Here is a 26,247-nt window from a genome sequence, read left to right as displayed (position 1 = left end):
TATTAGATGATGCGGAGGCGGCGTGTTGGGTCAGGATGTCCCATCCACGCCACTACCCTGCCGCTACCTCTCCCTCGGTTGCGCGCTGGAGATCAACGAATGCTCACAACACCCGACGTGCTGGCCCGTCGTGCCGCACGCCTGGCGGAGGACCACGACCCGCAGGAGACCGCGGAGTGGCTCGAATCGATGGAGGCGGTGCTCCGCCACGCCGGACCAGAACGCGCTCACTATTTGCTGGAACAGTTGATGGCCTTGGTGGCCCGCCGGACCCGCACCCCCATGATCGGGGCCATCACCACGCCCTACGTCAACACCATTCCTCTGGAAGAACAGCCTCCTTTCCCTGGCAACCGCGAACTAGAACGGCGCATCAAAAGCATCGTCCGCTGGAATGCGATGGCGATGGTGCTGCGGGCCAATCGCAACACCAACGTTGGCGGGCACATCTCCACTTTTGCCAGTGCGGCGACACTGTACGAAATCGGCTTCAATCACTTTTTCCGCGGTCGGAGCGAAACCCATCCCGGCGATGTCATTTTCTTCCAGGGTCATGCCAGTCCCGGAATGTATGCCCGCGCCTTTCTCGAAGGACGGCTCAGCGAAACGCAGTTGCTGAATTTCCGCCGCGAATTGCAAACCGGAGGCGGCCTGTCCAGCTATCCCCATCCCTGGCTCATGCCCAACTTCTGGCAGTTTCCTACCGTCAGCATGGGCCTCGGCCCGATCATGTCGATCTATCACGCCCGCTTCAACCGCTACCTGCGCGATCGCGGCCTGTTAGATACTGACCCGGTCAAAGTCTGGGCCTTCCTCGGCGATGGTGAATGCGACGAACCGGAGACTCTCGGTTGCATCGGCTTGGCGGGACGCGAACGCCTCGATAACCTCATTTGGGTCATCAACTGCAACTTGCAACGTCTGGATGGCCCCGTCCGCGGCAACGGCAAGATCATCCAGGAACTAGAGGGGATTTTCCGCGGTGCCGGCTGGAATGTCATCAAAGTGATCTGGGGTTCCGATTGGGACCCCCTCTTGCAGGCCGACCACACGGGTGCTTTGGCACGCCGCATGATGGAAGTGGTCGATGGCGAGTACCAGGAATACATCGGCCGAGATGTCCGCACGCCGGAGGAAATCCGCAACAAAGTCGTCCTCAGCGAGGAGGAAGACCTCGAACGCCGGGGAGCCTTCATCCGCGAACATTTCTTCAACACTCCCGAATTGCGAGCCTTGGTCGAGCATCTTCCCAACTCCCGTTTGGCGACTCTCAAGCGTGGCGGACATGATCCCCTCAAGGTTTACGCTGCCTATAAGGCCGCCGTGGAGCATAAGGGACAACCCACGGTCATCCTGGTCAAGACAATCAAAGGGTACGGCATTCCAGGCACGGGCGGGGCAGGCAAGAACACCACGCACCAGTTGAAAAAGCTGGCGGTGGAGATCGAACGGGAACCGAGCCTCGCGCCGGAAGAGATCAGCAAACGCCAGATGATCGCTGCCCTACGCTTGTTCCGCGATCGCTTCGAGCTGCCCTTCACGGATGAACAGCTCGGCGAAGTCCCCTTCTATCGCCCCCCAGAAGACAGCCCGGAGATGAAATACTTGCGGGATCGCCGGCGCGCCCTGGGCGGCTTCCAACCCTTCCGCAATACAACCTTCACCCCCAGTTCGCCTCCCGACCCCAAAGCCTTTGAACCCCTCCTGAAAGGCACACCCCCCGGTAAAGGGCAATCCACCACTCTAGCCTGGGTTGTGCTCATGACACAAATCATGAAGGACCCCGCCATTGGCAAATACATCGTTCCCATTGTCCCGGATGAAGGACAAACCTTTGGCATGCCGCCTATGTATAAATCGTTCGGAATCTATTCCAGTATCGGACAACTTTACACGCCCGTCGATAAGGGAACTCTCACCGAGTATAAAGAGTCAACCAATGGGCAAATATTGCAAGAAGGAATCAATGAAGCTGGAGCTATGTGCAGCTTCATCGCAGCAGGGACGGCTTACAATACTTACGGTGTTAATACCATACCGTTTTATATCTACTACTCGATGTTTGGCTTCCAACGTGTCGGGGATCTGATTTGGGCGGCAGCCGATGCCCGCACGCGGGGTTTCCTCCTCGGAGCGACCGCGGGCCGTACTACGCTCAACGGAGAGGGCCTTCAACACCAGGATGGCCATAGCCATCTGGTCGCCTCCGCTGTCCCCACCTGCCGGGCTTATGATCCGGCTTTTGCCTACGAACTGGCCGTTATTATCGAAGAAGGCATCCATGCCATGTTCATCCGTAATGAAGAGTGCTTCTACTATCTAACGTTGTACAATGAAAGCTATGATATGCCTCCCATGCCTTCACCCCAGATTCGAGAGGGAATCATACGCGGTATCTATCCGTTTCGGAGTTTGCGGCCGCAAGGAGCCATTGCGGAAGTTCAACTCCTGGGGTCAGGTCCTATTCTCATGGAAGTATTACGTGCCCAGAAAATCCTTGCGGAACAATATAATGTGGCCAGTACTGTCTATAGTGTGACGAGTTATCAGATGTTACGCCGGGAAGCCCTGGAATGTGAGCGATATAATCGGTTGCATCCCCTGGCAGAAAAGCGCGTCTCCTTCGTCCGCCAGGTGTTGGGGAATGTTCCCGGTCCGATCATCGCCGCTAGCGATTATGTCCGAGCAGTGCCGGAACTCATCGGCCCCTTTTTGGAAGGGCGGTTGCTGGCGTTGGGAACGGATGGTTTTGGCCGAAGCGACACGCGTAAGGCGCTGCGCCGCTTCTTCGAGATCGACGCGGAGCACGTCACTGTCGCTGCCCTCTACTCCCTGGCAGAGCGTCAGGAGATCGACCGTTCTGTCGTGCAGCAAGCGCTGGAGTCGCTGGGAGTGTCACCCGATGCTCCGCCGCCTTGGACCGTTTGATGGGAGGCAGCAACTCCGGGTAAGTGACAAGGTATGCTCCGGTTACGACGTGCGTGGCTTCTAAGGCAGAGGTGAGGCATGGAATTCCGTTTGCCGCCCTTAGGGGAGGGGATCGACACGGTCACCGTCACCGCGGTCACGGTTCGGCCCGGAGATGTGATACAGGCCGGCCAGAATGTCCTGACCGTTGAGACAGACAAGGCGGCGGTCGAGGTTCCGGTCGATGTCAGCGGTGTTGTCGAAGCGGTTTTGGTTCAACCTGGCGACAAAATACCGATTGATACCCCCGTTCTGCGCTTGCGTGCGAATGCCGAGGGGAACAAGACGCCAACTTCCGCGGGATTGTCACCTCCCTCTGCGGTTCCCCAAGCGGCTGCCCGTGCACCGGCTCCTACTGCGACAGTTTCCACAAGTTCCGTGGCTTCGCTACGAGGTGTCGCGGCGGAATCAGCGGAAACTCCCGCCACGAGTGATTTTCTGCTCCCCGAGTTGGGAGAGGGAATCGAAGCGGCAACGATCACCGCCGTCTTGGTGCAACCGGGGGACACGGTGCAGCCGGGCCAGAACGTGGTGACGGTGGAAACCGACAAGGCCGCCGTGGAGGTGCCGATCGATCGCGCTGGCATTGTGACGGCGGTCCACGTCCAGCCGGGGGATAAGGTGCCGGTCGGGGGACGAGTGTTGAGCCTACAATCGGCGGGACGATCAGCCCGTTCTACGACTTCGCCCGCCGGTGGATCAGCGGCCAGCAGTGCGGGAGCGACGCCGCCGCCATCCGAGCCTTCCGCTTCTTTCACCCCAGAACGAGAAGGTCAGCAAGCTGCCGCGACCAATGGCGTTGCCGCAACTTCATCCATTCCTCCCTCGGCGAAAGATGCCCGCGCGGGTTTGGTTCCCGCGAGTCCGGCGGCGCGGCGCTTGGCACGCGAACTCGGAGTCTCGCTTAATGAGGTGCCTCCCAGCGGACGGGGAGGACGAGTCACTCTGGACGACATCAAAAACTTCATCCGCACCGAACGGCAACGACTCCGCCCAGCCCCCCCATCGCAGGCTTCAGGCGAAGCTGCCGGCCTTGCTCTTCCGCCACTGCCGGATTTCAGCCAATATGGACCGGTAGAAATCCGCGAAGTGTCCACTCTGCGCCAAACCATTGCCCGCAATCTGACCCTGGCCTGGCGGGCAGTGCCGATGGTGACCCAACATGACCTGGCGGACATCACCGATCTAGAAGCTGGGCGCAAGCGCATCGTGGACGCTATGCCGCCGGGCAGTCCCAAAATCACTATGACTGTGCTGGCCATCAAAGCCTGCGTGGCGGCCCTCAAGGAGTTCCCCCACTTCAACAGCAGTTTCGACATGAACACAGGCCGCCTGATCTACAAGCGTTACTACCACATCGGCATTGCTGTGGATACGAAAGAAGGCCTGGTGGTGCCCGTGGTGCGCGACGCCGATAAGAAGAGTATTCGGGACTTGGCCGCGGAAGTCCAGGTCCTCGCCGAAAAGGCCCGTGCCCGTAAGCTTCGCCTCGAAGAAATGCGCGGCGGCACCTTCACCATCTCCAATCTCGGCGGCATCGGGGGTACGGCCTTTACTCCCATTGTGAATTATCCTGAAGTTGCAATCCTCGGCCTGTCTCGATCCACTTGGCAGGCTGTCGTGCGGGATGGGCAAATCGTGCCTCGCCTTATGCTCCCTTTGAGCTTGACTTACGATCACCGTGTGATCGATGGGGCGGATGGATGCCGTTTCGTCGCTCGGCTCGTGCAGCTTTTCAGCGATCCCATCCGGTTGCTCATGGAAACCTGACGCGCGCGATGTGAGGCGCCCTGGGTTTCCACGAACCTCCTCTTTTGCTCGCCCTCTTTTGCTGGATGGTAAATCTTCCCTCACCGCTGCATCTGGCAAAATCGCAGAATTCGACCCATTTCCCAAATCGGAAAATATCGGCACAACCGCGGAAATCGCTCATTCCCATGAAGTGGACAGATTGGGTGTATGAAGAGGTTGGATGTTAAGAAGGCCGCCGATTCCGGGCGTGCGGTTTATGCAGAGTTTAGGAAAAGCGGACGTACCGGGAATGACATCCTCGCAGGTGATGCTTGCAGTTGCCGACTTTCTCAATGCGATATTTTCAGCGATGGCACGGATTCGAGGAAACATGTGCCTGGTATCTCATGGACTTCTCAAACCAAGGAAGGTGAGTTATGCGTTGGTGGAAACATTGGCGATGGAGCATCGCCTTTCTGGGCGGCCTTGGCGGATGGGGAAATGTAGCTCAGGCGCAAGATGTGCCCATGGTCATGCCTGGGCCGCAGCCATCTGCCGTTTCTGCACCAGGCGTGCAGGAAGCAGTGCAGAGTTCACCTGGAGTTGCTTCAGTATCGGCGGACTCTGGAGGTGCTGGTTCGACCGCAACTCCTCCTTCCGGGAGCACCGCCACACCCTGCGCGCCTCAACGGGACCCTTGCGCGTTTGACTTTTCGCGTGTGCCTCCGGTACGGCCCACCCCCCGGCCGGGGATGTTCCCGATTCCGCCCACCGGTTGCGGCTACTACAGCTTGCTGGATGCCCTGCGCGGGGAGATGCGAGACAAGCCGCCGCAGTACGGCTACCCGCCGTTTGCTCTGATGTTCCCCGGACTCTTTGATGCCGATTGGCGCTATCTGGACAACCCCGAGGCGTATGCCCAAGCCGATGCTCTGGATCGCCTCAAACGCGTACGTTTAGGGGATAATTGGCTCCTCAACATTGGCGGAGCCAATTGGGTACGCTACTTTTATGAGCAAAACAGCCGCCTGAGTGGTCGATACAACGACTATGCACAGATCCGTACACGACTCTATACGGACTTGTGGTATCAAGATATTTTCCGCATCTATGTTGAAGGAATCTATGCGGAAACCAATGGTGCGAATCTGCCGTTATTGCCCATTGATGCTACACGCTTTGATTTCCTGAACCTCTTTGTAGACTTGAAGCTCGGCCAGATCGCGAATGATGGTGTCTATCTCCGTGTTGGCCGTCAGGAGCTACTCCTCGGTTCCCAACGATTGGTATCTACTTTGGAGTGGGCGAATACACGACGGACATTCCAAGGGGTCCGCCTGTTCCGCACAGGTGAAAAATGGGATACGGACCTGTTCTGGTTGCAGCCAGTGATTCCCAATCGTACAGCACTCGATTCCATTGATAACAACCAAAACTTTATCGGTGCCTGGGCGACCTATAAGCCGAAGAGAGGAACGTATTTAGATTTCTACTACATGTTGTACGATAACACCAATCGTGTCAATCAGTTGGGTATCGATCGCTTCCCTGTGACGTTGCATACGTTCGGCTCACGGTTTGCGGGAGATATTGACAACCAGATTCTCTTCGATTTTGAGGGTGCCATGCAGTTGGGCCGCCGGGGAAGTGCGGACGTGGTAGCGGGCATGGCCACAGCAGGTTTGGGCTATCACTTTGTAGATATGCCGTGGAATCCCACCTTCTGGGTGTACTATGAATACGCGAGTGGCGACCGGAATCCGAATAGTGGCAACTTCACAACGTTCAACCAACTATTCCCCTTCGGACATTTCTACTTCGGCTGGGCTGATATGATAGGACGGCAGAATATCCATGATGTTTTCCTCGCCATGTATCTGTATCCAACGAATTGGATTACCTTATGGTTCCAATATCATAACTTCTGGCTGGCTAGCAGTCGGGATGCACTTTACAATGTGGCGGGGAATGCTATCCGCCGTGATCCGACTGGTGCCGCTGGCAGTTATATTGGTAACGAGTTGGATATTATCGTCAATTTCCATCTCACTAAGAGAACGGACTTGCTCGTTGCTTATGCTTACTTGTTCTCTGGTGACTTTCTACGCAATACACAGCCACCGGGTAGTGGTGGTGCTGACTCCGCCAGTTTCTACTTGATCTTCAACACACGCTGGTAGTGTAGATTGTGCAGAATGTGAATATCACATTGAGATGTTCAAAAAAAAATGGATGGCGGGGATGACTCAGGTCGTCCCGCCATCCGTGGTTTTCTAAGGCTACCCGCAGAGGGTAGGACTGGGCCGCACGATGCTGATGCTATCCGTTACGAGGAGGCCTTATTCACCTCAGTCACCGAAACAGGCAAGGGGATCGCCTGTTGGATGCTCTGGAGTTGTTGTTGGAGTTTGAGTCGCAGAACAGTCCAATGGAGCCATCCCAAGCTCAAGAGGGTCAGCAGCAGCAAGGCCAGAAACGCCGCCTGCGGGGACTGCAACCAGCGACCGAGGATGCCGAAGAGCGGGGGGAGGATAAAGCCGCCTAGAGCGCCGAGCATCCCGACCATCCCGCCGACCGCACCGACATCGTTCGGGAAGTAGTTTGGTATGTATTTGTAAACCGAACCTTTCCCGATGCCCATCGCACATCCCACGATGAACATCAGGGCGGTAAAGCCGATCACACCGGGGTCGCACCAGTGATTGGGCAGGCAGATGAAGGCCAATGCGACCGTCATGGTGATAAAGACGCCATAGGTGACGCACCGCGGTCCGTAACGATCGGAAAGCCAACCGCCTAGGGGCCGCAGGAGACTGGCAGGGAAGATGTACAGCGCGGTCAGGTACCCCGCCGTGGCCAGTGGCAGGCCATAGACATCGACATAATACTTCGGCAGGTAGGCGGCGAGGGCCACATAAGCCCCGAATACCACCACATAATAGAGGCTAAACCGCCAGACTCGCATGTGTTGGAGTGGGGCGTAAAGGTCCCTGCGGGATCGCCCTTGGCCGGGGCAGCGATCCGGACGGGGAGCGACGAACCAGACGGCCGCCGCGGTGAGAAGCAGCAGCAGCGTGTACACCAGCGGTATGAAACGCCAGCCGCCGGGGATGGCTCCTTGGGCAAAGCCTGCGGCGGGAATCAGGGCCAGCAGCGGCGGAGCGAGAAACTTAGTCAGCGACGCCCCGACATTGCCAGCACCGAAGATTCCCAAGGCTGTGCCCTTGATCCGGTCCGGGAACCACGCAGAGTTCCAGGAAATGCCTACTGTGAAGGCGTTGCCCGCAAGACCGAAAATGGCGGCACAGAGAAGCAGTTCCCAGTAGCTGGAAGCATAACTGACCCACAGCGTGGGAAGTACGACCAGGAGGAGCAAGGCGGTCATGACCTTGCGGCCCCCGTATCGGTCAGCCCAGATGCCGAAGTGCAAGCGGGGCAACGAGCCGGCGAGGATCGCTACAGCCAGGAGCCACTCGAATTGACCGGGCGTCAGGGACAGTTCATCCCGGATTTTGACTCCCAGCACACCGTACATGAGCCACACGGCAAAGAGCAGGGTAAACGACCAGGTGGACAGCCAGAGGACGCGTTGCCGCGGTCCCGTGGCCTCGGAAGGGGCAGCCTCCACAGTCTCGCGCATGGATGCTCCTTTCTAAGGGCAGGAAAGAACGAGCCATCACGGGGAGAGCGTGGAGAGGAAGTCTTGTGTCCGTGGGTTGTCATGAAGGTGCGCCCGCTGCTGCCGCGGCATGCTGAAGCAGGAGCCGGGCGAGTTGACCCCGGCAGGAGCCACAACCGGTTCCCGCCCCCGTTCGGCTGCCGAGTTCTGAAAGCGTCCGGCAACCGTTCTGGATGGCTTGGATCAGTTGCTGCGGGCGGATTTGGTGACAATGGCAGACCACATCCTCTTGTTCCTGAGTGTCGCGGCGGTAAGGCGAGGCGAGCCAATCCAGACGATTGGACGGAACCAGATCGCCGCGTTGCAGGCGCCGCAAAAGGGAAGCGGCAGCAGTAGCATCCCCGACTAACACGGCTCCGACCAATTGTTCCTGGCGGATGATCAGCTTGCGATAAACACCCCGCTGCGGTTCGATGACCTGGATGATCTCATCCTGTTCCCCTTCGGATTCGATCTCCCCCATGCTCGCCACATCCACACCGGCGACTTTCAAGCGCGTGTAGAGGAGGGAACCCCGGTAACGGGCTTGGGGACGGACGCCGCTGAGGATGTCAGCCAATACGCTGCACTGTTCGTAGAGCGGTGCGACGATGCCGTAGACGACGCCTCGATGCTCGGCACACTCACCCACTGCGTAAATCTGGGGCTGGCTGGTGCGGAGCTGGTCGTCCACAACGATGCCTTTGCGAACCTCCAGGCCGGCCTGGCGGGCCAGTTCCACCCGCGGCGAGACGCCGCACGCCAGCACGAGGAGGTCCGCGGGCAATGTGGCACCATCCGCCAGTTGCACGGCCTCAACTGCGGTCTCACCCAGGAGACGGGTAGCCTGGACTGCGGTGCGAATGGCCAGTCCCATCCGTTCCAGGGCTTGCTGAAGGAAGCGCCCGGCCGGGGCATCCAATTGGCGGTTCATGAGCCACTCGGCGGCATGGAGCACGGTCACGTGCAGGCCCTGATCGTGCAGGGTTTTGGCGGCTTCCAAGCCGAGTAATCCGCCACCAATGACTACGGCTTGTCTTCCCGCACGTAGATACTGACGCAGTCGCTCACAATCCGCAGCGGTGCGGTAGGGAACGACTCCGGGCCGCCATTGCCCGTCAGCCAGGCGCAGGCCTTCCAGGGGAGGAATGACCGGCACGCTTCCCGTCGCCAGCACGAGCTGATCGAAAGCATGCCACTGACCGTCGGCTGTCTGTAACTGCTGATGCCAGGGATCAATGTGCGTGACAGTCGCGGGATGGAAGGCGATGCCATGCTCTGCGTACCAAGCGGGTGGCTTGAGGAGAATCTCTTCCAAGGTACCGCCCGAAAGCAAGCGGTGGAGGAGAATGCGGTTGTAGCACCCCTGCGGTTCTTCGCCAAAGACGGAAATCTGGAGCTGGCGCAGGGCATCCCGGCGGAGCAATTCATCGAGGAGCCGGCCGCTCGCCATGCCATTACCCACAATCGCCAAACGCGCTCGTGCTGAGAGGTTCATGCTGGCTCCTTGGCTGGATGACCGTTGGGGGAAGGCGGATGGACAGCCACGATGCGGGCTGCCGAGAGCTTGAATTCGGGCATGCGGCTGGTCGGGTCTAATGCCCCTTGGGTTAGCAGGTTGGCGGCTTGGGCATCCCCCCAGTGAAAGGGGGCGAAGAGGGTATCGGGCCGGATGTCGCTCGTGACCTCAGCCTGGAAAGCGGCCTGGCCGCGGCGGGTTTCCACGACCACTTCCGCACCGTCGCCAATGCCGTAGTGTGCCGCCAGCTCCGGATGAATCCACAGAACAGGATGGGGACAAGTTCGTGACAATCGACTGACACGCCGGCTCTGCGCGCCGGAGTTGTAGTGTTCCAGGGTGCGCCCCGTGGTGAAGTACAAGGGGAAGTCGCCATCCGGCTCTTCGGCAGCAGAGCGATGCTCGACCGCATGGAAGCGAGCTTTGCCATCCGCGTGGAAAAAGCGCTCGGCAAACAGCCGCGGCGTACCGGGATGATCGGGATGGGGACAGGGCCAAAATATGCCGTTTTGTTCCTCCAGGCGGTCGTAACTGAGGCCGGAGTAATCGGCGATGCTGCCCGAAGTGACGCGGCAGAGTTCTGCGAAAACCTCGCGCGGTTGGGCCGTGGGAAAGTGGGACGCATGGCCGAGGCGGTGGGCCAAATCCCGCAGGATTTCCAGATCGCTTTTGACACCAGCCGGCGGGGTTAAGACCCGGCGGCGACGCAGGACGCGCCCTTCCAGGTTGGTGACGGTGCCGTCTTCCTCGGCCCATTGGGTGACCGGTAAAACCACATGGGCCAGGCGGGCGGTTTCCTGGAGGAAAGCGTCACAGACGACGAGCAGGTCCAGGCTTTGCAGGCGCTGCTGGATGCGGCGGGCATCGGGAGAAGCCACCACCACATTCGAGCCAAAGACCAACAAGGCTCGTATGCCCTTGGGGCCGAGCGAGTCGAGCAGTTCCCAGGCGCTGCGCCCTTTTCCGGGCAGTGACTGCGGATCGACACCCCAGTGTCGGGCGACTTGCTCGCGGTGTTCCGGGACTTCGATGAGGCGGTAACCGGGGAGCTGGTCGGCCTTCTGACCATGTTCGCGTCCGCCTTGGCCATTGGCCTGTCCCGTCAGGCAACCGTACCCGCCGCCGGGTTGCCCGATGTGTCCGAGGGCCAAAGCCAGGTTGATGTAGGCTAAAACAGTATCGACGCCTTTGCTATGCTGTTCCGCGCCGCGACCCGTGAGAATCAGCGACGGTTTCTCGGCAAGCCAGCGGATGGCCTGGCGCAAGGCGGATTCCGGCAATCCGGTCAACTGTTCCACACGGGCGGGATGGTAATGGAGCACGGTGCGGCGGACGGCCTCATAACCCACGGTGCGGCACCGGATGAACTCCAGGTCCACCAGCTTTTCTTCGATGGCGAGGAAAAGCAAACCGTTGGCCAGGGCCAGATCGCTGCCCGGAGTGATGGCGAGGTGCAAATCCGCGGTTCGGGCCGTAGCCGTGCGCCGGGGGTCCACGACGATGAGCCGCCCGCCATTCGCACGCTGTTCCTCGAACCATTGGGCCATCGGGGGGAGGGTTTCCAGGGGATTGCCCCCCACCAGAAGGATGGTGCGGGCCAGGGCCAAATCGCTGACGGGGAAGGGGAGTCCGCGGTCGATACCGAAGGCTTTGTTGCTGGCTGCAGCGGCGCTGGACATGCAATAGCGGCCGTTGTAGTCGATGTGTGGTGTGCGCAGGACCAGACGTGCGAATTTCCCCAGGTAATAGGCCTTTTCGTTGGTTAGCGCCCCGGAACCGAAGACGCCGATCGTTTGCGGGCCGTATCGCTGGAGGAGGTCGCGGAGGCGTTCCGTGATGTAGTCGTAGGCGGTGTCCCAATCGACGGGCTGGCCGTGGAGCAGGGGTTGCCGCAGGCGCTGGGGGTGCTGCAACAATTCTGTCGCGCTCCAGCCTTTGATACAGAGCCGCCCTCGGTTCACGGGAAAGTGGGGGTCGCCGGAGATCCGCCAGCCGTCATCCGCTTCGCCCATGACAATCCCGCATTGAAAGGCGCAGAAGGGGCAATGGGTTCGTCCCGCCGCGGCGGTATCCAATTGGGGTAAGGTCGTCGCCACTCCCGGTCCCTTTCTCTGGTCAGCAGGATGTCAGCAACGGGGAGACATCCTCAGAACTGCGGAAGCGCGTGGGAATGCCGATGCGGATCCAACCTTCCGGCGTGATGTCCACAGGGTAGGTTTGCACCGGGCAGACATGGCTTTGTTCACATTGGCCCGTATGCAGGTCGAAGCGGAAGGCGTGCAGCGGGCAGACGACCTGTTCTCCGACAAGCATGCCGTCCGCCAGGGGGCCGCCGCGATGGGGGCATCTCTGAGCCGTGGCAAAGACCCGGCCGCTGCGTGTGCGGAAGACGGCGATCCGATGGGGACCCACGTGATACGCTCGTCCCATTCCGGGTGGGATCGCGGATACGGGGCCAACCGTGACATAGGTGATTTCACCCGAACTCATCGGTGCAAAACCTCCCTTCTCCAGGGGCAAAACGATAGTCATCACCCACCTGTCCAACAGGCGGGTTGATGGTATGCTCTGGTAGGACGAAGCGGGGGAGAGGGAATACGGGGGAGTTCCACCCGGACGATTTCACGTCACCATGGGCAGGGGGATGCGGCTTTCTCCGTCGAATTGGCCCTCGTAAGCGGGGTGTTCCCGTTCCAGCCACGGATCCACGTAGGCGGCGGCCATCTTTTCGACTTCCGCATCCAAGTACTCGCCCAGGCCGAGCTTATCATGCACGATGATGTCTCGGATTTTGTCCAAACCGATCCGTGGGACGAAGTCGTAGGTGCGTTCCAGCCATTTGGCGTTATCTCGATAGTAGATGAGGAAGCGGCCGATGATGCGGAGCACCTCTTCCCGGCTGGACACCCGGCAGAGGACGTCCGATTTGCGGACATGAGCACCGGCGGCCCCGCCGATGGAGATTTCCCATTCGCCGCCTTCCGTGGCCACCACACCGACGTCTTTGACCGTGGCTTCGGCACAATTGCGTGGGCAGCCGCTGACCGCCATTTTGACCTTGGCGGGAAACTCGAAGCCCTGGAACCGCTTCTCGATGGCAATCCCCATGCCCGTGCTGTCATTGAGGCCGAAGCGGCAGAACTCGCTGCCCACGCAGGTTTTGACGGTACGCAGCGCCTTGGTATAGGCGTAGCCGCTCGGCATGCCGAGATCCGCCCAGACTTTCGGGAGGTCCTCCTTGCGGATGCCTAAGAGGTCGATCCGCTGCCCGCCGGTGATCTTGACCATCGGCACCTGGTATTTTTTGGCGACCTGTCCGATACGGATCAGTTCGTCCGGCGTCGTGACGCCGCCATACATGCGGGGAACCACGGAAAACGTGCCGTCCTTCTGAATGTTGGCATGGACGCGGTCGTTGATGAAGCGGGCATCGCGTTCATCGATGTATTCCTTCCCCCAGAGGCTTTTCAGGAGGGATGCCAGGCCGTTTTTGCTCTTTTCGTCTTCCCCGTGGCCGAGTTCCTGGAGCACGGCGGAGACGCTTTTGAGGCCGCGGCGGCGGATTTCGGCCACCAGGGTCGGCTTGTCCATCGGGACCGCCGGGACATACCAGTCCTCGCTGGGGTCCGGGGTCACCGAATCGGCGAAGCATTCGATGAGTCCCTTGATGATTTTCTTGCAACTGCCGCAGCCAGTGCCTGCACGGGTCGCTTTGCCGATCGCCGGAAGAGTGCATTTGCCGGCCCGAATGGCCGCCACGATGGTGCCTTTGCTGACGCCGTTGCAATCGCAGATTTGCTGCGCATCGGGCAAGTCCGCCAAAGTGACAGGGGCAGCACTGGCCGCGGGGGGAAAGAAAATCTCGACGCGCCGTTGGGGGACCTCTGCACCGCTGTGGAAGAGGCGCTGGAGTTGATCCGCCGGACCTAGATCGCCGAGTAAGCAGGCGGCATGCAAGCGCCCGTTGCGAATGATGGCTTTCCAGTACACTTGACGAGCCGGCTCGCTGAATTGCACCACCTCATCGCTGGATTGCACATCCTGAATGCGGCCTAGACTGACCAGGTCCACCCCCATGACTTTCAGGCGTGTGGCGATGCGGGAGCCGGTGTAACGGGCGTGGGGATCGCTGCCGGTCAGCACGCGGGCCAGGACTTTGGTCTGCTCCCAAATCGGCGCCACGAGGCCGTAAACGACACCATTATGCTGTACGCATTCTCCCACCGCATAGATGTTCGGGTCGGAGGTGCGCAGTTGATCGTCCACCACGATGGCGCGTTCGCAGGCCAGGCCGCACTCACGGGCCAGATCGATGTTGGGCCGAATGCCCGCGGCGATGACGACCATATCCGCCGGGATTTCCGTACCGTCGGCGAATCGCACCGCAGTGACATGGGTATGTCCGACAATCTCCTTAGTCGTGGTGGCGGTGCGGACGTGAATACCCAGCCGCTCGATGGTTTGACCCAGGACTCTGCCGCCGGGTTCGTCTAGTTGCACGCTCATCAGATACGGGGCCATCTCCACCACGGTGACATCCAGGTCATGGGTCATCAACCCCTTGGCGGCTTCCAGGCCAAGCAATCCGCCGCCGATGACCACCGCCCGTCGGCATTGCCGGGCATAAGATGCGATGTGCCGGCAATCATCGAGGGTGCGAAAGACGAAGACACCTCGCAAAGTTGTGCCCGGAATCGGCGGGATAAACGGTTTGCTGCCTGTCGCCAGGACGAGAAGATCGTAGGGTTCGCTCTGGCCGTCCTCGCAATAGACACGGCGCTGTTCCCGGTCGATGCGGACGACTTTGCGCCCGGCATGCAAAGTGATGCCATTTTCCGCGTACCAGGCCAGAGGATTGAGGAAGATATTCTGGGCTTCCTGGCTGCCGTTGAGAACTTCGGATAGGAGGATGCGGTTGTAGTTGCCGTAGGGTTCCTCTCCGAAAACGGTGATGGCGAAGCGCTGGGGATCGCAGGCGAGAATGTCTTCCAGCAGCCGCCCGCCTGCCATGCCATTCCCGACCACGACCAGCCGTGGACGCCCTTCACGCTGGACAGAGAGTGCAGGGGGAGTGAGAGCAGGACTTCCGGTCATGGAGCAGTCACCTCCGCGAAGCTTTCCCAAGGCCGATACAGCCCCTGACGGTGGCGGACGCACTCACCGACGAGGAATAACGAGGGTCCGACCTCGCCGGGGAGTGTCAGATCGTCTGCGATCTCGGCCAAGGTGGCGACGACGATACGCTGTTCAGGCGTGGTGGCTTTTTCGATAACGGCGGCGGCGGTGGTCGGCGGCAGACCATGCTCGATCAGGCGGCGGGCGATGGCCGTCCGATAGCGGCTGGCCATGTAGAAAATGACGTTCCCCAAGCGGGCCAAGGCGTCCCAATCGAGCTTGCAGTCTGGCCCTTCCGGGTCGTGATGGCCTGTAGCTAGGACCACGGCAGGTCCCACCGCCCGGTGGGTCAGCGGAATCTGCGCCGCCGCACAGGCTCCGGTGGCCGCCGTGATTCCCGGCACGACCTCGAACGGAACCCCCGCCTGAGCCAGCGCCTCGGCCTCTTCACCGCCCCGGCCAAAGACGTACGGATCGCCCCCTTTGAGGCGGCAGACGGAGCGCCCGGAGCGAGCCAAGCGGATCAAGGCTTCCTGAATCGCTTCCTGGCGGGTGCTGCCGAGGCAATAGCCGCGCTTTCCCACGCTGAGGATTTCCGCATCCGGCCGGGCTTCCTCCAGCAACTCCCGTGGGATGAGCGCGTCGTGGAGCACCACGTCCGCCGTGCGTAAAATCCGCAAGCCGCGCACCGTGATCAGGTCCGCAGCACCCGGTCCTGCGCCCACCAAATACACCCACCCCGCTTGGGCTGCCTTCATCCGTTTCCTCTGACTTGGCCCTGTTTTTACCTCCCGGTCAATCCGGTCGCAGAACTCTCGAGCAACTTCCGTACCATGTGGGATTTCTTCCGGCAGACCAATCGACTTTTGCCTAGAAAACAAGGGGAAAACGGCGGAGTGAACCACGCAGAGCCTACCCGATTTCCCGCTTCTCGAAAGGTTTGGCGTTGCCCGGTTTGTAAGCAGTGGCTTCACTCAGGCTGCGCAGGCCCCGATCAGCGGAACCGCGGTCAACCCCGCAAGCGGAACGGCTGAGACAGAGCGAGGACGAGCTAGGCGTCCCGCGTGGCGAGGAGAACTCTACCTCCTCAGCTACTTCCGTGGCAGTAGCAACAGCACGGGATATGCGGAAGATGCGGGGGAAAGGTTCCAGTAGTCCCAGACATGGTTTGAAGGAGTTTTCTCTGGCCCCTCCGCGACTCCCGCGGCGGAGTTAGGGGAATTGGAGCAGTTCGGTCCGCATGCAAAATTCCTCTCGACACCCCGAAAAGCCGCCGTTATAGAGCGGGCGCTTCAAGGCATATTCGGAACTATCGAGGGGGAAAGGTTCCATAGGGTTTGTTGCATGGGAGGGGGCAGATGGCAAGCCAAGCACCTCAAACGTGGGCGGTTCGGAATGTGAATCAGCGTTGGATCAGCTTATTGCTGGCCGTGGGAGTGATCGCGAATTTGAGCGGATGCGCCACGGCTCGCTATGTGGAACGGCATGCCGATGGGGGTGTTGTGGCCATCCCGGAAAACAGCAATCACTGGCCCACCTATTACCGGCAGGCAGCGTTGGATTTGATCACGCAGCATGTCGGGCCGCATTACGAAATCCTGGAAGAGCGCGAGGTGGTCGTTGGGCAGCAGACGAATAACAATCAGCAAGTGGGTCCGGATTTTCTGGCAGGGATTACCACGACCCGCGAGCTGACGGAATGGCGGATAGCTTATCGCCGCGCTGCTAGCCCGCATTATCCACCGGCCCCGGGGAATCCGCAGCCCCGCAATAGCAGCCCCGCCGCGGGACCACGGCCAGCGGCGAACGGCACTTCACCGGGCAGCCCGCATGCTGTCCAACCGGCCGGTGGCGTACCCGTGGCACCTCCAGGTTCAGCCGGTGTGGTTCCCTCCGTGGCTCCTCCACCAACGGGCCAAACCTTTGGCACAGGCCGCTGACGGGATTGCACCGGGCACTGACAGGTTCCCGCCACTCGGTCCGATGTGGTACTCTTTCCCGGGGGCGATCGCTAAGAATGTCTCCGGAGCAGCCGCCGGGATTTGCCGGTGTTCCGTGTTTCGAGCGTCAGATGATCTGCTTATGCCGCAGCCGCCGCAGTTCCGCCGCGATCCTTTCCGCAGCCACTGGACGATTCTCGCTCCGGAACGGTCCGCCCGCCCCCAAGTCGGCCTAGGGATGTTACCCCGCCAAAGCTTCCCGGATGATCCGGCGCTGTGCCCTTTCTGTCCCGGTCGTGAAGATCAGACCCCGCCGGCGGTGCTCACCTATCCGGCTGATCCTAGCGGGGATCGAACGGCGGCTTGGCGCCTGCGGGTCGTTCCCAATAAGTATCCTGCGGTGCGTCCGGATCTCGGAACGCCCTACTGCCAGGCTGATGAGTCTCAAGCCGAGGCTCCGGCGATGGGCCGCAGCGAGGTGGTCATCGAAACTCCCCGCCATCTCGACGATCCCAAGCGGCTCACCCTGGCCGAACTCGCCGATCTGTTCCGCGCCTACCAGGACCGCTTGCTGGCCTTGGCGCAGGAGGGGACATGGACCTGTGCGGCGGTGTTCAAAAACGTCGGCGCGGAGGCAGGAGCATCTTTGCCGCACACCCACTCGCAGATCATTGCTCTGCCGTTGCTCCCCCGCCCCCTGGCTCAGGAAAGTGCAGTATGCCGGACCTACCTTGAGCGTACAGGACGCTGCCTGACCTGTGCGCTTCTGGAGCGCGAACTGCACAAAGGACACCGCCTCATTGCCCGCAGCGAACATTTTGCGGTTTTGGCGGCTAATGCCCCGCGATTTCCATATGAACTATGGCTGGCTCCCCTCCGTCATCAGGCACGTTTTGAGCACCAGGACCCGACCGCGTTCCAGGAACTGGCTCAAATCTGGCATCAGGTTCTGGCGGCTTTAGATGATGCCTGCCACCAACCCGCCTACAACTGGATTCTCCAAACAGCCCCCTGGCAGGGCGACGGCGTAGACCACCTGCACTGGCGCGTGGAGTTATTACCTCGCTTGACCCGCCCGGCGGGACTGGAGTGGGGCTTTGGTTGCTACATCGTGGCGGTTACGCCGGAGGAGGCGGCTGCGACTTTGCGGCAACATCTCCCCCCGCTCCCGTGACGGAGGAGGGGGTGGACATCGAGGGGCGAACGCAAGGCAAGTGCTTGCGGTCAGCGGATGCGCTCCGGTGTCAGCCGGCCCAGGTTGTCGAAAAGCCGTACCAGAGAAGCCATGAGCTTGCGGAAGTCGCCTTCATGCAAGCTTTCGTTGGGGGCGTGGGCGTTGCTGGCCGGGTCTTCAATCCCCAAGAGCAGGGCGGGGGCGCCGCCGAAGAGCTGGGACAGCGGGCCGACAAACCCGATTGTACCGCCGCAACCGATGGGCACGGGGTCCCGGTCGTAACCCTCTCGTAAGGCCGACAAAGCCGCCTCGAACGCCGGGCCGCTCGGATCGATCATCCACCAATCCACGGAGGGACCGTAGGGAGTGACGTGGACCTCACAGCCCCAAGGCGGATCGTGGGTGAGGAAGGCGGTCAGATCGGCGAGGACTTTCTCCGGTTTCTGATCAGGGACGATGCGGCAGCTCACGATCGCCGAGGCCCGCGGCAGGACCTGATTGGAGGCCCCTTTGAGGGAGCTGGCCTCTTGCGCGATCACCGTGATGGCGGGACGCCGCCAGGTTTGCGCATAGAAGCTGTAGCCTTCCTCCATGGCGAAGCGGACGGTAGGAACCATCCCGATTTCCTGCCGCAGTTTCTGGGCGTCGAAGGGGAGGCGGGTGAAGGCTGCCCGTTCCCGCTCGGTCAGGGGGCGGACATCGTCGTAAAAATGCGGGATCGGCAGGGGGCCGTTGTCCCAATAGAGCCGTCCGAGGATGTGGTTGAGGGCGATCGCGGCATCGGGAATACCCCCTCCGCTGGTGCCGCTATGAATCGGGGTGCGGGCCGTCACCACATCGACACGCACCATGACGATCCCCCGCAAGGAATAAGTGATGCTGGGGACCCCCACTTCGATGTTCTCGGTGTCACATACGACGATCACGTCGGATTGCAGCTTCTGCTTGTACATCTCGAAAAACTTCATCAAGTTCTTCGAGCCGACCTCTTCTTCCCCCTCCACCAGCATTTTGATGTTGACGGGCAAAGCATTCCCTGTCTTGCGATAGGCGGCGACCGCGCCGAGAAAAGCGGCAATAGCTCCCTTATCATCGGCGGAACCGCGCCCAAAGAGTCGGCCATCCCGCCGCGTTAGCTTCCAGGGGTCCGTCTTCCATTGCTCCACGTAGTTGATGGGCTGAACGTCGTGATGGGCATAGAGGAACACCGTCGGCTTGCCATTGGCTTCCAGCCACTCGCCGTAGGCGTAAGGGTTAGAACCGCCGATGCGGAGGATGTCCACATTGTGCAGGCCGGCCTGGCGCATCTGCTCGCAGGTCAACTGGGCTGTGCGTTCGATCTCGGCCTGGTGTTCCCCGTCCGTGCTAATACTCTGAATGGCCACGAGTTCGGCCAGGTTCCGCACGATCTCTTCGTGGTTCTTTTGCAGCCAGTTCAACGCGGTTTCCAGCATAGGGCAGCACCTCCTCTTCTGTCCGGCCTATGGGGACGGCTGCGTCTGGCGTCAGCTCCCCAATTCTAGGATACCGTCTGGCTCCTCGACCTTTATGGCGGGTCGCGCGGGAGCGTCCCATAACTCTCTGAGCACATTCTAGCGGATTCTCCTCTCCAAGGCGGTCCGGAACAGCGCTGTGCCGCCTGCTGCCATTTCAGCCGAATTGATGGCCGCCGCGTGTTGAGCGATGGCCGCGGTGTGCTCAAAGCCCCCCAAGGTCCCCTCCCGTGGTTTGTGATTCCTTGGTTCCCAGGGGTATGTTGACGATTCCTGGCTTAGCTCCGGGGAAGGAGCGGCGGGGGACGAGCAACTTCTGTTCCTTTCGAGTTTACCCATCATACGGAGTGAGATGTTTTCTGCGGAACGGGGGCAATTTTGCGGGGTTGGCCATGTCTTGCGTGGTTTACCGTCCTGGCGGGATGGAAGGGGAAAAATTTGGGGAGAAAGTGCCAAAAAAAGTGATGGGATGCTTGACTTGCGGGAAGGGGGTCGTTATAGGCCGGTGCTTGATTGGAGGAACCGACGCGGCAGCGTCTCGTCGGCGGATGGAGGGAGATCGGCCAGCGTATCCAGCAGGGGGTGGCCGAGGTCCGCCGGAGGGGACGCCTCACGATCGAGACATCGGGGGATGACGGTCGTGAGAGATCGCGGTCCACAGATCACCCGGCAAAGGGGAAGGAGGCCATGGTGAGTAGGGCAAGGACGTGGAGCGGGCGTGGCTATGCCGTCCGCTTGCTGGTGGCGCCGCTGTTGTGTGGCTTGTCAGCCGCAACGCTCGAAGCGCAAGGACTGGGAACCAAGGGCGGGGCTGCTCCCAGTGGAGTCACAGCCAAGAGCATGCCGGGTCGGGATGCCCGTGCCTTGTTGCGGGAAGGGCGGCGGGCCTTGGAAGCGGGGCAGTTCGACCGTGCCCAGGATTTAGCCCGTGCCGCGGAAGCCAGCAATCCGAGTGGACGCTGGGGCTTGTTTGAAGACACCCCGCAGGCGCTGCTCAAAGACATCCAGGCCGCTGTGGCCAAAGCCCAGAAGAAGGAGGCCGAACAACTCCTCCGTCAGGCCAAGGCACTACTGGCCCAGCCAGCGCGTTCGGACCGCGAAAAAGCCGAGCAACTCGATCGGGCCTTGCAACTGGCTCAGCGGGCGGAACAACTCCACGGCCCCTACTCCATCTGGGATTTCGGCGACCGCCCGGACAAGCTCATCCGGCAGATTCAAGCGGCCCGTGCCCGGCTCAATGTGCCGCCCATTACTCCGCCCGGTACACCGCACGGCGTCACCACCGCCTCGGTCCGGCCGGGACAGACCCCTTCCTCGCTCACGCCGGCCCACTCGGCGGGGACGGGTTCGACGCCGAGCCGTCCCGCTGCTTCTCCGCCGCCCGCCACCGCCGACAGCAAAAAGGCCGCCGCTCAGCGGCTCCTCGCCGAAGGGAAACGCTTGGCGGACGAGGGACAATTTGCCGCCGCTAAGGCCCGCTTCCTTGAAGCGGATCGCCTCGGAGCCAGTTTCGGACCGCAGGAGTACTCCCCGGCCTACGCCTTGCAGGACCTCAATGCTCGCGGCCAGCGCGCCATCGATCAACTGGTGGCCCAAGCCCGGACCCATCTGAACAAAAACGAAACCTCCGCGGCCGAGACGGCCCTCCAGCGCGCGGCCCAGATCGCCGGTCAGTTGGGATTGCACTCCCGGCCGATTGACGAATTGCGTGCCCAAATACGCGGCGGTACTTCCGCAACTGTTGCTGGAGGAGCGGGGCCGACTCCACCACCGGCCGCTCCTGTGCCGCCCTTGGCTCCCGTTTCACCTGGTGCTCCTGCCGCTCCCCAGTCTCCCGCCGGACTGACCGCCCGGCAACTCCTCGATCAGGCCGCCCAGGAGTTCGCCGCGGGACGGCTCGACATCGCCGAACAACTCGCCCTCAAGGCCCATAATCATCCCGATGGCGGTTTGCACAACGAAGCCCGCGCCTTGCTCAATTCCATCGACGCGGAACGCCTGGCCCAGAAAAAGGTCAATGCCCTGCGTTCCCTGGAAGCCGCTGAAACGGCGACGCAGCAACGCGACTACAATCAGGCCCTCGGCGTGCTCCTGCTCATTGATCCGAATCACTTACCGGCGGACAAAAAGGCCCGACGCGAAGAATTGCTCACTCTCTGCCGCAACGAACTGGAAAAGAGCGGTACTTCCGGGGCGGCCCACAGCACCCCATCGCCTTCTTCACCGGTTCCCTCCGACCCGGCACAACCCAAAAATCCCGAATCGGTGGCCACCCAAACCGAAGCCCTGCGGCAGGTCCAATTCCAAAAGCTCCGCAGTGAAGGGCTGAAGGTCCAAGCGGAAGCCACCAAGGCGTTTGGCAACGGGGAAACCGACCTGGCGATCCAGATGCTTCAGGACTACATCCAAAAAGTTCGGGCTTCTGACCTGGATGCGTCGAGCATCGCTCTGTTGCTCCGGCCCATTGAGAGCCGCCTGGACACCTTCCGGGTCATGAAAGGCCAGACGGATGCCATCGCCCGGCAGCAGCGGGAGAACCGCGAGGCCCGCGAGTTGATCGCCGGACGAGCCGCTGCCGAAGAGCAACGCAAAGCCGAGATCACGCAACTGGTCCGCCGTTATCACGAGCTGGTCAAGCGGGCCGACTTCAGCGAAGCGGAAAAAGTCGCCTTGCAGGCCAAGCAGTTGGACCCCGACAATCCCGCCCTGGCCCAGCTTGTGTACATGGCCAAGATGAGCAAACGCGTCCGCGAAGCGGAAAAACTCAAAAGCGACAAGGAGCAGTTTGTGCTGGACGCCCTCAACAAGGCGGAGCAACCGGGGCCGTTCGTCGATGTGGACAATCCCGTCGCCGTCAAACTCGAAGCCTACCGTCGCGCGCGCAACCGCGGCTCCCTCGACGACGCCTACCTCAAGACCCGCTCCGAGGCGGAATACGACATCGAATTGAAGCTCAACAAACCGATCGAGATCGAATTCACCCAGACGCCAATCAACCAGGCGATCGAAAACCTCAAGACCCTCATCGGAGTGCCGATCCTGCTCGACGAAGCTGCTCTGGAGGCGGAGGGTCTCAGTCCGGTCAAGCCAGTGACGGTCAAACCCGGTTACCCGGTCGCCGCCAAGCACCTGCTCAGCTTCACCCTGGAGCAAGCGGGACTGAGCTACGTCATCGAAAACGACATGGTCAAAGTGACGACCACGCGCAAGGCCAAGGGACGGCTTTACACCAAAGTCTTCGCCGTGGCGGACCTGGTGACTCCCATCCCCAACTTCGCCATGCCGGACTACGCCAACGTGGACAAGATGTTCGCCAATAGCGCGGCCAAAGCCCAAATCGGCGCCAGCGGCTTGCCTACGCCGTTGAATCCTCCCGGCGGTCTGGGAGGCGGTCTGCCAGCTTCGATGACGGCGGGCTTGCAGCCGGGCATCCACGGCGGCGTACCCCTCAGTCAAGCGGGACGGCTGGAGAGCCAATGGCAATCCGGCGGGCCGGTCAGCGCCTCGGCTCCTGTGACCACGGAGCAGAACAGCCGCCATGAGCAACTCATCCAGCTCATCACCAGCTTGATCAAACCCCACACCTGGGATGGCATGGGCGGTGCCGGACGCATCCAGTACTACGACGTTAGCAGCGCCCTGGTGGTCAATCAAACCGCCGACGTCATCCGGGAAGTCGAGGACCTGCTCGAAGCCTTGCGCCGGCTCCAGGACCTGGCCCTGGCCGTCGAAGTCCGTATCGTCTCGGTCTCGGAAAGCTGGTTCGAGCGAATGGGTCTGGACTTCTCGATGAACATCAAGACCCACACGACGCAGTTCGAGCCGCAATTGACCGCCGTCGATCCCAACACGGGCTTTTCGGGTGTCTTCCGCCCTGTCCCCTTCATCAACGACATCAACGCGCGGGGTGTGACGGTCGGCTTGACGCCCGCCGGCACCTTCACTCCAGACCTGGACGTGCCCATCCGCCCGCGGAACTTCCAAATGGCCATCCCGCCCTTTGGCGGTTATCCGAACATGCCCGGCAACAACGGCGGCATCGCGTTGGGACTGGCCTTCCTCAACGACATCCAGGTGTATATGTTCATGGAGGCTGCCCAAGGCGACCGGCGCGTCAACGTCATGCAAGCGCCGAAACTGACCCTCTTCAACGGCCAGACGGCGACCCTGACAGTCTCCAACCTCCAGTTCTTCGTGACCAACGTCCAGGTGATCTCGGTCAACGGCCAACTGGTCTTCGTGCCGCAGAACGTACCCTTCCCCGGACCGGGCGACTTCAACCAGGGGGGTATCGTCTCGATCACCATCCAGGGGGTGATTTCTGCGGATCGGCGCTTCGTCCGCCTCAACATGCCGATCACGATGAGCGCTCAGACCGGTGCCAACGTGCCCCTCTTCCCCTTCACCACCTTCGTCATCCCTGTGTTTGAGGGAGGCAGCCAGGGACAACCGGTGCCGTTCACACAGTTCCTGCAACAGCCGGCCTTTACCACGCTCAACATCAACACCACGGTCGTCTGCCCCGATGGCGGGACCGTCCTGCTCGGCGGCTTCAAGCAAGTCTCGGAAGGACGCAACGAGTTCGGACCGCCAGTGTTGAGCAAGGTTCCCTACCTGAACCGCTTGTTCAAAAATGTCGGCATTGGCCGGGAAACCACACACATCATGATCATGGTCACGCCGCGGATCATCATCAATTCGGAGGAGGAGATCTTCCAGACGGAAGGCCGGCCGCCGCTGGGGCAATGACCCGCGGTTCAACTTCCACCCCGCCGATGTGATCCGCCGGCATCCGAACCTCACACTCGGCTCCAGACAGGCTTCCCTGCGGCTTGTCTGGAGCTGGCTTTTTTGCTGAGCCGTTCCGAAAGGAACGCCCCTGGGACATTTCGGGAGTGCTGCGTGAAGGAGTTTCGGCAGTGGAAGGCAGGGTTACCTGCTATAATAGCTCCGTAAACAACCAGGGGGCGCACGATTCGTGCTCCTGGATTGTCACCAAGCGAAGGGATAGTTCTCGCTGTCCTCCCTCCTGCGATTCGGCGAATAGCGCCTGCGGATGCGGTCGACTGTGCTCGTTCGGCTCCCACGGAGTTGCCATGCTGCCAATGTACTCCGATTTCCCCTGGTGGTTCTGGCTTTTGCTCGCAGTCGCGGGAGCGGCCTTCGTGGCCCTCATCGCCTCCAATTCCTGGGCGCAACGCGCCGCGATCATCAAGCTCCGCCGCAATATCGCCTTGGCCATCAAAAGCCTCTGGCTCCACAAACTCCGGTCTTTTCTCTCGGTCTTGGGCATCATTATTGGAATCGCCTCGGTTATCTCCCTGATGGCCTTCGGCGAGGGATCGATGCAGGACGCCCTGGAGGACATCAAGCGGCAAGGAGCGACCAACATCATCATTCGCAGTGTCAAGCCGCCGGATGATTCGGCCACGGCGACGCGTACCTGGGTGACCACCTACGGGCTGACCCGCCGGGACCTGGAACGGTTCAAGACGTTCGGGGATGCGATCGTGCGCATCGTCCCCTTGCGGGTTTTGCCCACGGAAGCCCGCTATCTGGAGCGCATGGCCAACGCCCGTGTCATCGCCACGACGCCAGAATATGCCGACATCCACCGTTTTGAACTAGCATCGGGACGTTTCCTGACCGACATCGACGACCGGGAACGCAAAAACGTCTGCGTCCTCGGCTCAGCGGTGGCGGACAAACTCTTCCCCTTTGAAGACCCGCTTGGTCGTTCGATCCTGATGCGTTCCTTTGAATTTCAGGTCGTGGGGGTCATCCGCGAGCGCATGCCCACGGGCGGCAGCGGCGGTTCCCAAGCCGCGGAAGACTTCAACGATGATATTTACATCCCCCTCCACACCAGCTTTGCCCGCTTCGGCGAGATCATCTCGGTCCGGACTTCCGGTTCCCGCATCAACGAAAAGGTCCAATATACCCAGATCACGCTCACGGTGTCCGATATCGACCTCGTTCGGCCTGTCGGCGATGCCATCAAACAAATCCTGGAAGAAGAGCATGCCCCCAAGCGCGATTGGGCCGTCACGATTCCCCTGGACCGCCTCGAAGAGGCGGAGCGGGCCAAGAACCGCTTCATCACCCTGATGGCCATGATCGCCTCGATCTCTCTGCTCGTCGGCGGCATCGGCATCATGAACATCATGCTGGCCACCGTCACGGAACGGACGCGTGAGATCGGCATCCGCCGAGCTTTGGGAGCCAAACAGCGGGACATTGTCCTGCAATTCCTCGTGGAAGCCGTCGTTCAGACGACGTTGGGCGGTCTGCTCGGCGTGCTCATCGGACTGGCGATGGTGTATGCCGTCCCGGCCCTCTGGTCCCAGATGCTCCAGTGGGGTTGGTTCACGGGCAGTCCCTTGCCAGCGAAAGTGCACGTACCCATCATCTTCGTCTCGTTGATCTTTTCCGTCCTGGTCGGAGTTGGCTTTGGTTTGTACCCCGCCTGGCGGGCCTCCCGGCTCGATCCGATCGAAGCCCTCCGCCACGAATAACCTGAGCCGCTTGGAGATTTTCCCCTTCCTCCGCCCCCGCAGCCTTCTCTAAGGCCGTAAGCTGTAACGCTGCGGCTCAGCGTGCCTTTTGCAATCGCATGGTGAACCCCGGGGAAGGGCCGGGTGTCCTGAAAC

14 protein-coding genes are annotated in these 26,247 nt (G+C 61.0%); 7 read left to right on the top strand and 7 right to left on the bottom strand.

Annotated elements, in window-relative coordinates; genetic code table 11:
* Nucleotides 1-99 precede the first annotated feature (99 nt).
* The 3 genes from aceE to H0921_RS03440 all read left to right on the top strand — a co-directional run bounded on the left by aceE (nt 100) and on the right by H0921_RS03440 (nt 6,878).
* Nucleotides 100-2,928, top strand: coding sequence for a pyruvate dehydrogenase (acetyl-transferring), homodimeric type (aceE, locus tag H0921_RS03450; protein ID WP_194536595.1), 2,829 nt, complete (start codon nt 100-102; stop codon nt 2,926-2,928).
* 78 nt (nt 2,929-3,006) lie between these two features.
* Nucleotides 3,007-4,737, top strand: coding sequence for a 2-oxo acid dehydrogenase subunit E2 (locus H0921_RS03445; RefSeq protein WP_194536594.1), 1,731 nt, complete (start codon nt 3,007-3,009; stop codon nt 4,735-4,737).
* A 398-nt stretch (nt 4,738-5,135) separates the two neighbouring features.
* Entirely contained in the window at nt 5,136-6,878 is a 1,743-nt protein-coding gene (locus H0921_RS03440) for an alginate export family protein (RefSeq protein ID WP_194536593.1), read from the top strand.
* Between the two features lie 146 nt (nt 6,879-7,024).
* On the opposite strand, the gene H0921_RS03435 is transcribed toward H0921_RS03440, so the two are convergent.
* The 6 genes from H0921_RS03435 to cobA all read right to left on the bottom strand — a co-directional run bounded on the left by H0921_RS03435 (nt 7,025) and on the right by cobA (nt 15,748).
* Nucleotides 7,025-8,338, bottom strand: a complete 1,314-nt coding sequence (locus tag H0921_RS03435) for a nitrate/nitrite transporter (protein ID WP_194536592.1) — start codon at nt 8,336-8,338, stop codon at nt 7,025-7,027.
* Nucleotides 8,339-8,417: 79 nt separating this feature from the next.
* Nucleotides 8,418-9,854, bottom strand: coding sequence for an FAD-dependent oxidoreductase (locus H0921_RS03430; protein ID WP_194536591.1), 1,437 nt, complete (start codon nt 9,852-9,854; stop codon nt 8,418-8,420).
* The gene (locus H0921_RS03425; RefSeq protein WP_315851835.1) at nt 9,851-11,971 is read right to left on the bottom strand and encodes a molybdopterin oxidoreductase family protein; all 2,121 of its coding nucleotides are present in this window, start codon (nt 11,969-11,971) and stop codon (nt 9,851-9,853) included. Before H0921_RS03425 ends, H0921_RS03430 begins: the two co-directional genes overlap by 4 nt.
* Nucleotides 11,972-11,990: 19 nt before the next feature.
* Nucleotides 11,991-12,365, bottom strand: a complete 375-nt coding sequence (locus tag H0921_RS03420; RefSeq protein ID WP_194536590.1) for a Rieske (2Fe-2S) protein — start codon at nt 12,363-12,365, stop codon at nt 11,991-11,993.
* Between the two features lie 132 nt (nt 12,366-12,497).
* On the bottom strand, nt 12,498-14,969 hold the full coding sequence (gene nirB / locus H0921_RS03415) for a nitrite reductase large subunit NirB (RefSeq protein WP_194536589.1): 2,472 nt from the start codon (nt 14,967-14,969) through the stop codon (nt 12,498-12,500).
* On the bottom strand, nt 14,966-15,748 hold the full coding sequence (cobA, locus tag H0921_RS03410) for a uroporphyrinogen-III C-methyltransferase (protein ID WP_194536588.1): 783 nt from the start codon (nt 15,746-15,748) through the stop codon (nt 14,966-14,968). Before cobA ends, nirB begins: the two co-directional genes overlap by 4 nt.
* Nucleotides 15,749-16,348: 600 nt before the next feature.
* On the opposite strand from cobA, the gene H0921_RS03405 reads away from it, so the two are divergent.
* The gene (locus H0921_RS03405) at nt 16,349-16,930 is read left to right on the top strand and encodes a hypothetical protein (RefSeq protein ID WP_194536587.1); all 582 of its coding nucleotides are present in this window, start codon (nt 16,349-16,351) and stop codon (nt 16,928-16,930) included.
* Nucleotides 16,931-17,045: 115 nt separating this feature from the next.
* A complete protein-coding gene (locus tag H0921_RS03400; protein WP_194536586.1) occupies nt 17,046-18,104 on the top strand; it encodes a galactose-1-phosphate uridylyltransferase in 1,059 nt (352 codons plus the stop codon).
* Nucleotides 18,105-18,154: 50 nt separating this feature from the next.
* Here the strand turns inward: H0921_RS03400 and H0921_RS03395 are convergent, their stop codons facing one another.
* Complete coding sequence (locus tag H0921_RS03395; protein WP_194536585.1) at nt 18,155-19,558, bottom strand: M20/M25/M40 family metallo-hydrolase; 1,404 nt, start codon at nt 19,556-19,558, stop codon at nt 18,155-18,157.
* Between the two features lie 726 nt (nt 19,559-20,284).
* On the opposite strand from H0921_RS03395, the gene H0921_RS03390 reads away from it, so the two are divergent.
* Both H0921_RS03390 and H0921_RS03385 read left to right on the top strand, forming a co-directional pair.
* Nucleotides 20,285-24,346 carry a hypothetical protein gene (locus H0921_RS03390; protein ID WP_194536584.1) on the top strand — a complete coding sequence of 1,354 codons (4,062 nt, stop codon included), beginning with the start codon at nt 20,285-20,287 and terminating at the stop codon, nt 24,344-24,346.
* Between the two features lie 347 nt (nt 24,347-24,693).
* On the top strand, nt 24,694-26,112 hold the full coding sequence (locus H0921_RS03385; RefSeq protein WP_228498914.1) for an ABC transporter permease: 1,419 nt from the start codon (nt 24,694-24,696) through the stop codon (nt 26,110-26,112).
* Nucleotides 26,113-26,247 lie beyond the last annotated feature (135 nt).

Source organism: Thermogemmata fonticola (assembly GCF_013694095.1).
Taxonomy (GTDB): domain Bacteria; phylum Planctomycetota; class Planctomycetia; order Gemmatales; family Gemmataceae; genus Thermogemmata; species Thermogemmata fonticola.
The sequence above is the reverse complement of the archived record's forward strand: the minus strand, read 5'-3'. Positions and strand labels throughout refer to the sequence as shown.

What these genes read in the sequence shown, in the direction of transcription:
- aceE (WP_194536595.1), top strand. Translation starts at nt 100, where the DNA reads ATGCTCACAACACCCGACGTGCTGGCCCGTCGTGCCGCACGCCTGGCG.
- H0921_RS03445 (WP_194536594.1), top strand. Translation starts at nt 3,007, where the DNA reads ATGGAATTCCGTTTGCCGCCCTTAGGGGAGGGGATCGACACGGTCACC.
- H0921_RS03440 (WP_194536593.1), top strand. Translation starts at nt 5,136, where the DNA reads ATGCGTTGGTGGAAACATTGGCGATGGAGCATCGCCTTTCTGGGCGGC.
- H0921_RS03435 (WP_194536592.1), bottom strand. Translation starts at nt 8,338, where the DNA reads ATGCGCGAGACTGTGGAGGCTGCCCCTTCCGAGGCCACGGGACCGCGG.
- H0921_RS03430 (WP_194536591.1), bottom strand. Translation starts at nt 9,854, where the DNA reads ATGAACCTCTCAGCACGAGCGCGTTTGGCGATTGTGGGTAATGGCATG.
- H0921_RS03420 (WP_194536590.1), bottom strand. Translation starts at nt 12,365, where the DNA reads ATGAGTTCGGGTGAAATCACCTATGTCACGGTTGGCCCCGTATCCGCG.
- nirB (WP_194536589.1), bottom strand. Translation starts at nt 14,969, where the DNA reads ATGACCGGAAGTCCTGCTCTCACTCCCCCTGCACTCTCTGTCCAGCGT.
- cobA (WP_194536588.1), bottom strand. Translation starts at nt 15,748, where the DNA reads ATGAAGGCAGCCCAAGCGGGGTGGGTGTATTTGGTGGGCGCAGGACCG.
- H0921_RS03405 (WP_194536587.1), top strand. Translation starts at nt 16,349, where the DNA reads ATGGCAAGCCAAGCACCTCAAACGTGGGCGGTTCGGAATGTGAATCAG.
- H0921_RS03395 (WP_194536585.1), bottom strand. Translation starts at nt 19,558, where the DNA reads ATGCTGGAAACCGCGTTGAACTGGCTGCAAAAGAACCACGAAGAGATC.
- H0921_RS03390 (WP_194536584.1), top strand. Translation starts at nt 20,285, where the DNA reads ATGGTGAGTAGGGCAAGGACGTGGAGCGGGCGTGGCTATGCCGTCCGC.
- H0921_RS03385 (WP_228498914.1), top strand. Translation starts at nt 24,694, where the DNA reads ATGCTGCCAATGTACTCCGATTTCCCCTGGTGGTTCTGGCTTTTGCTC.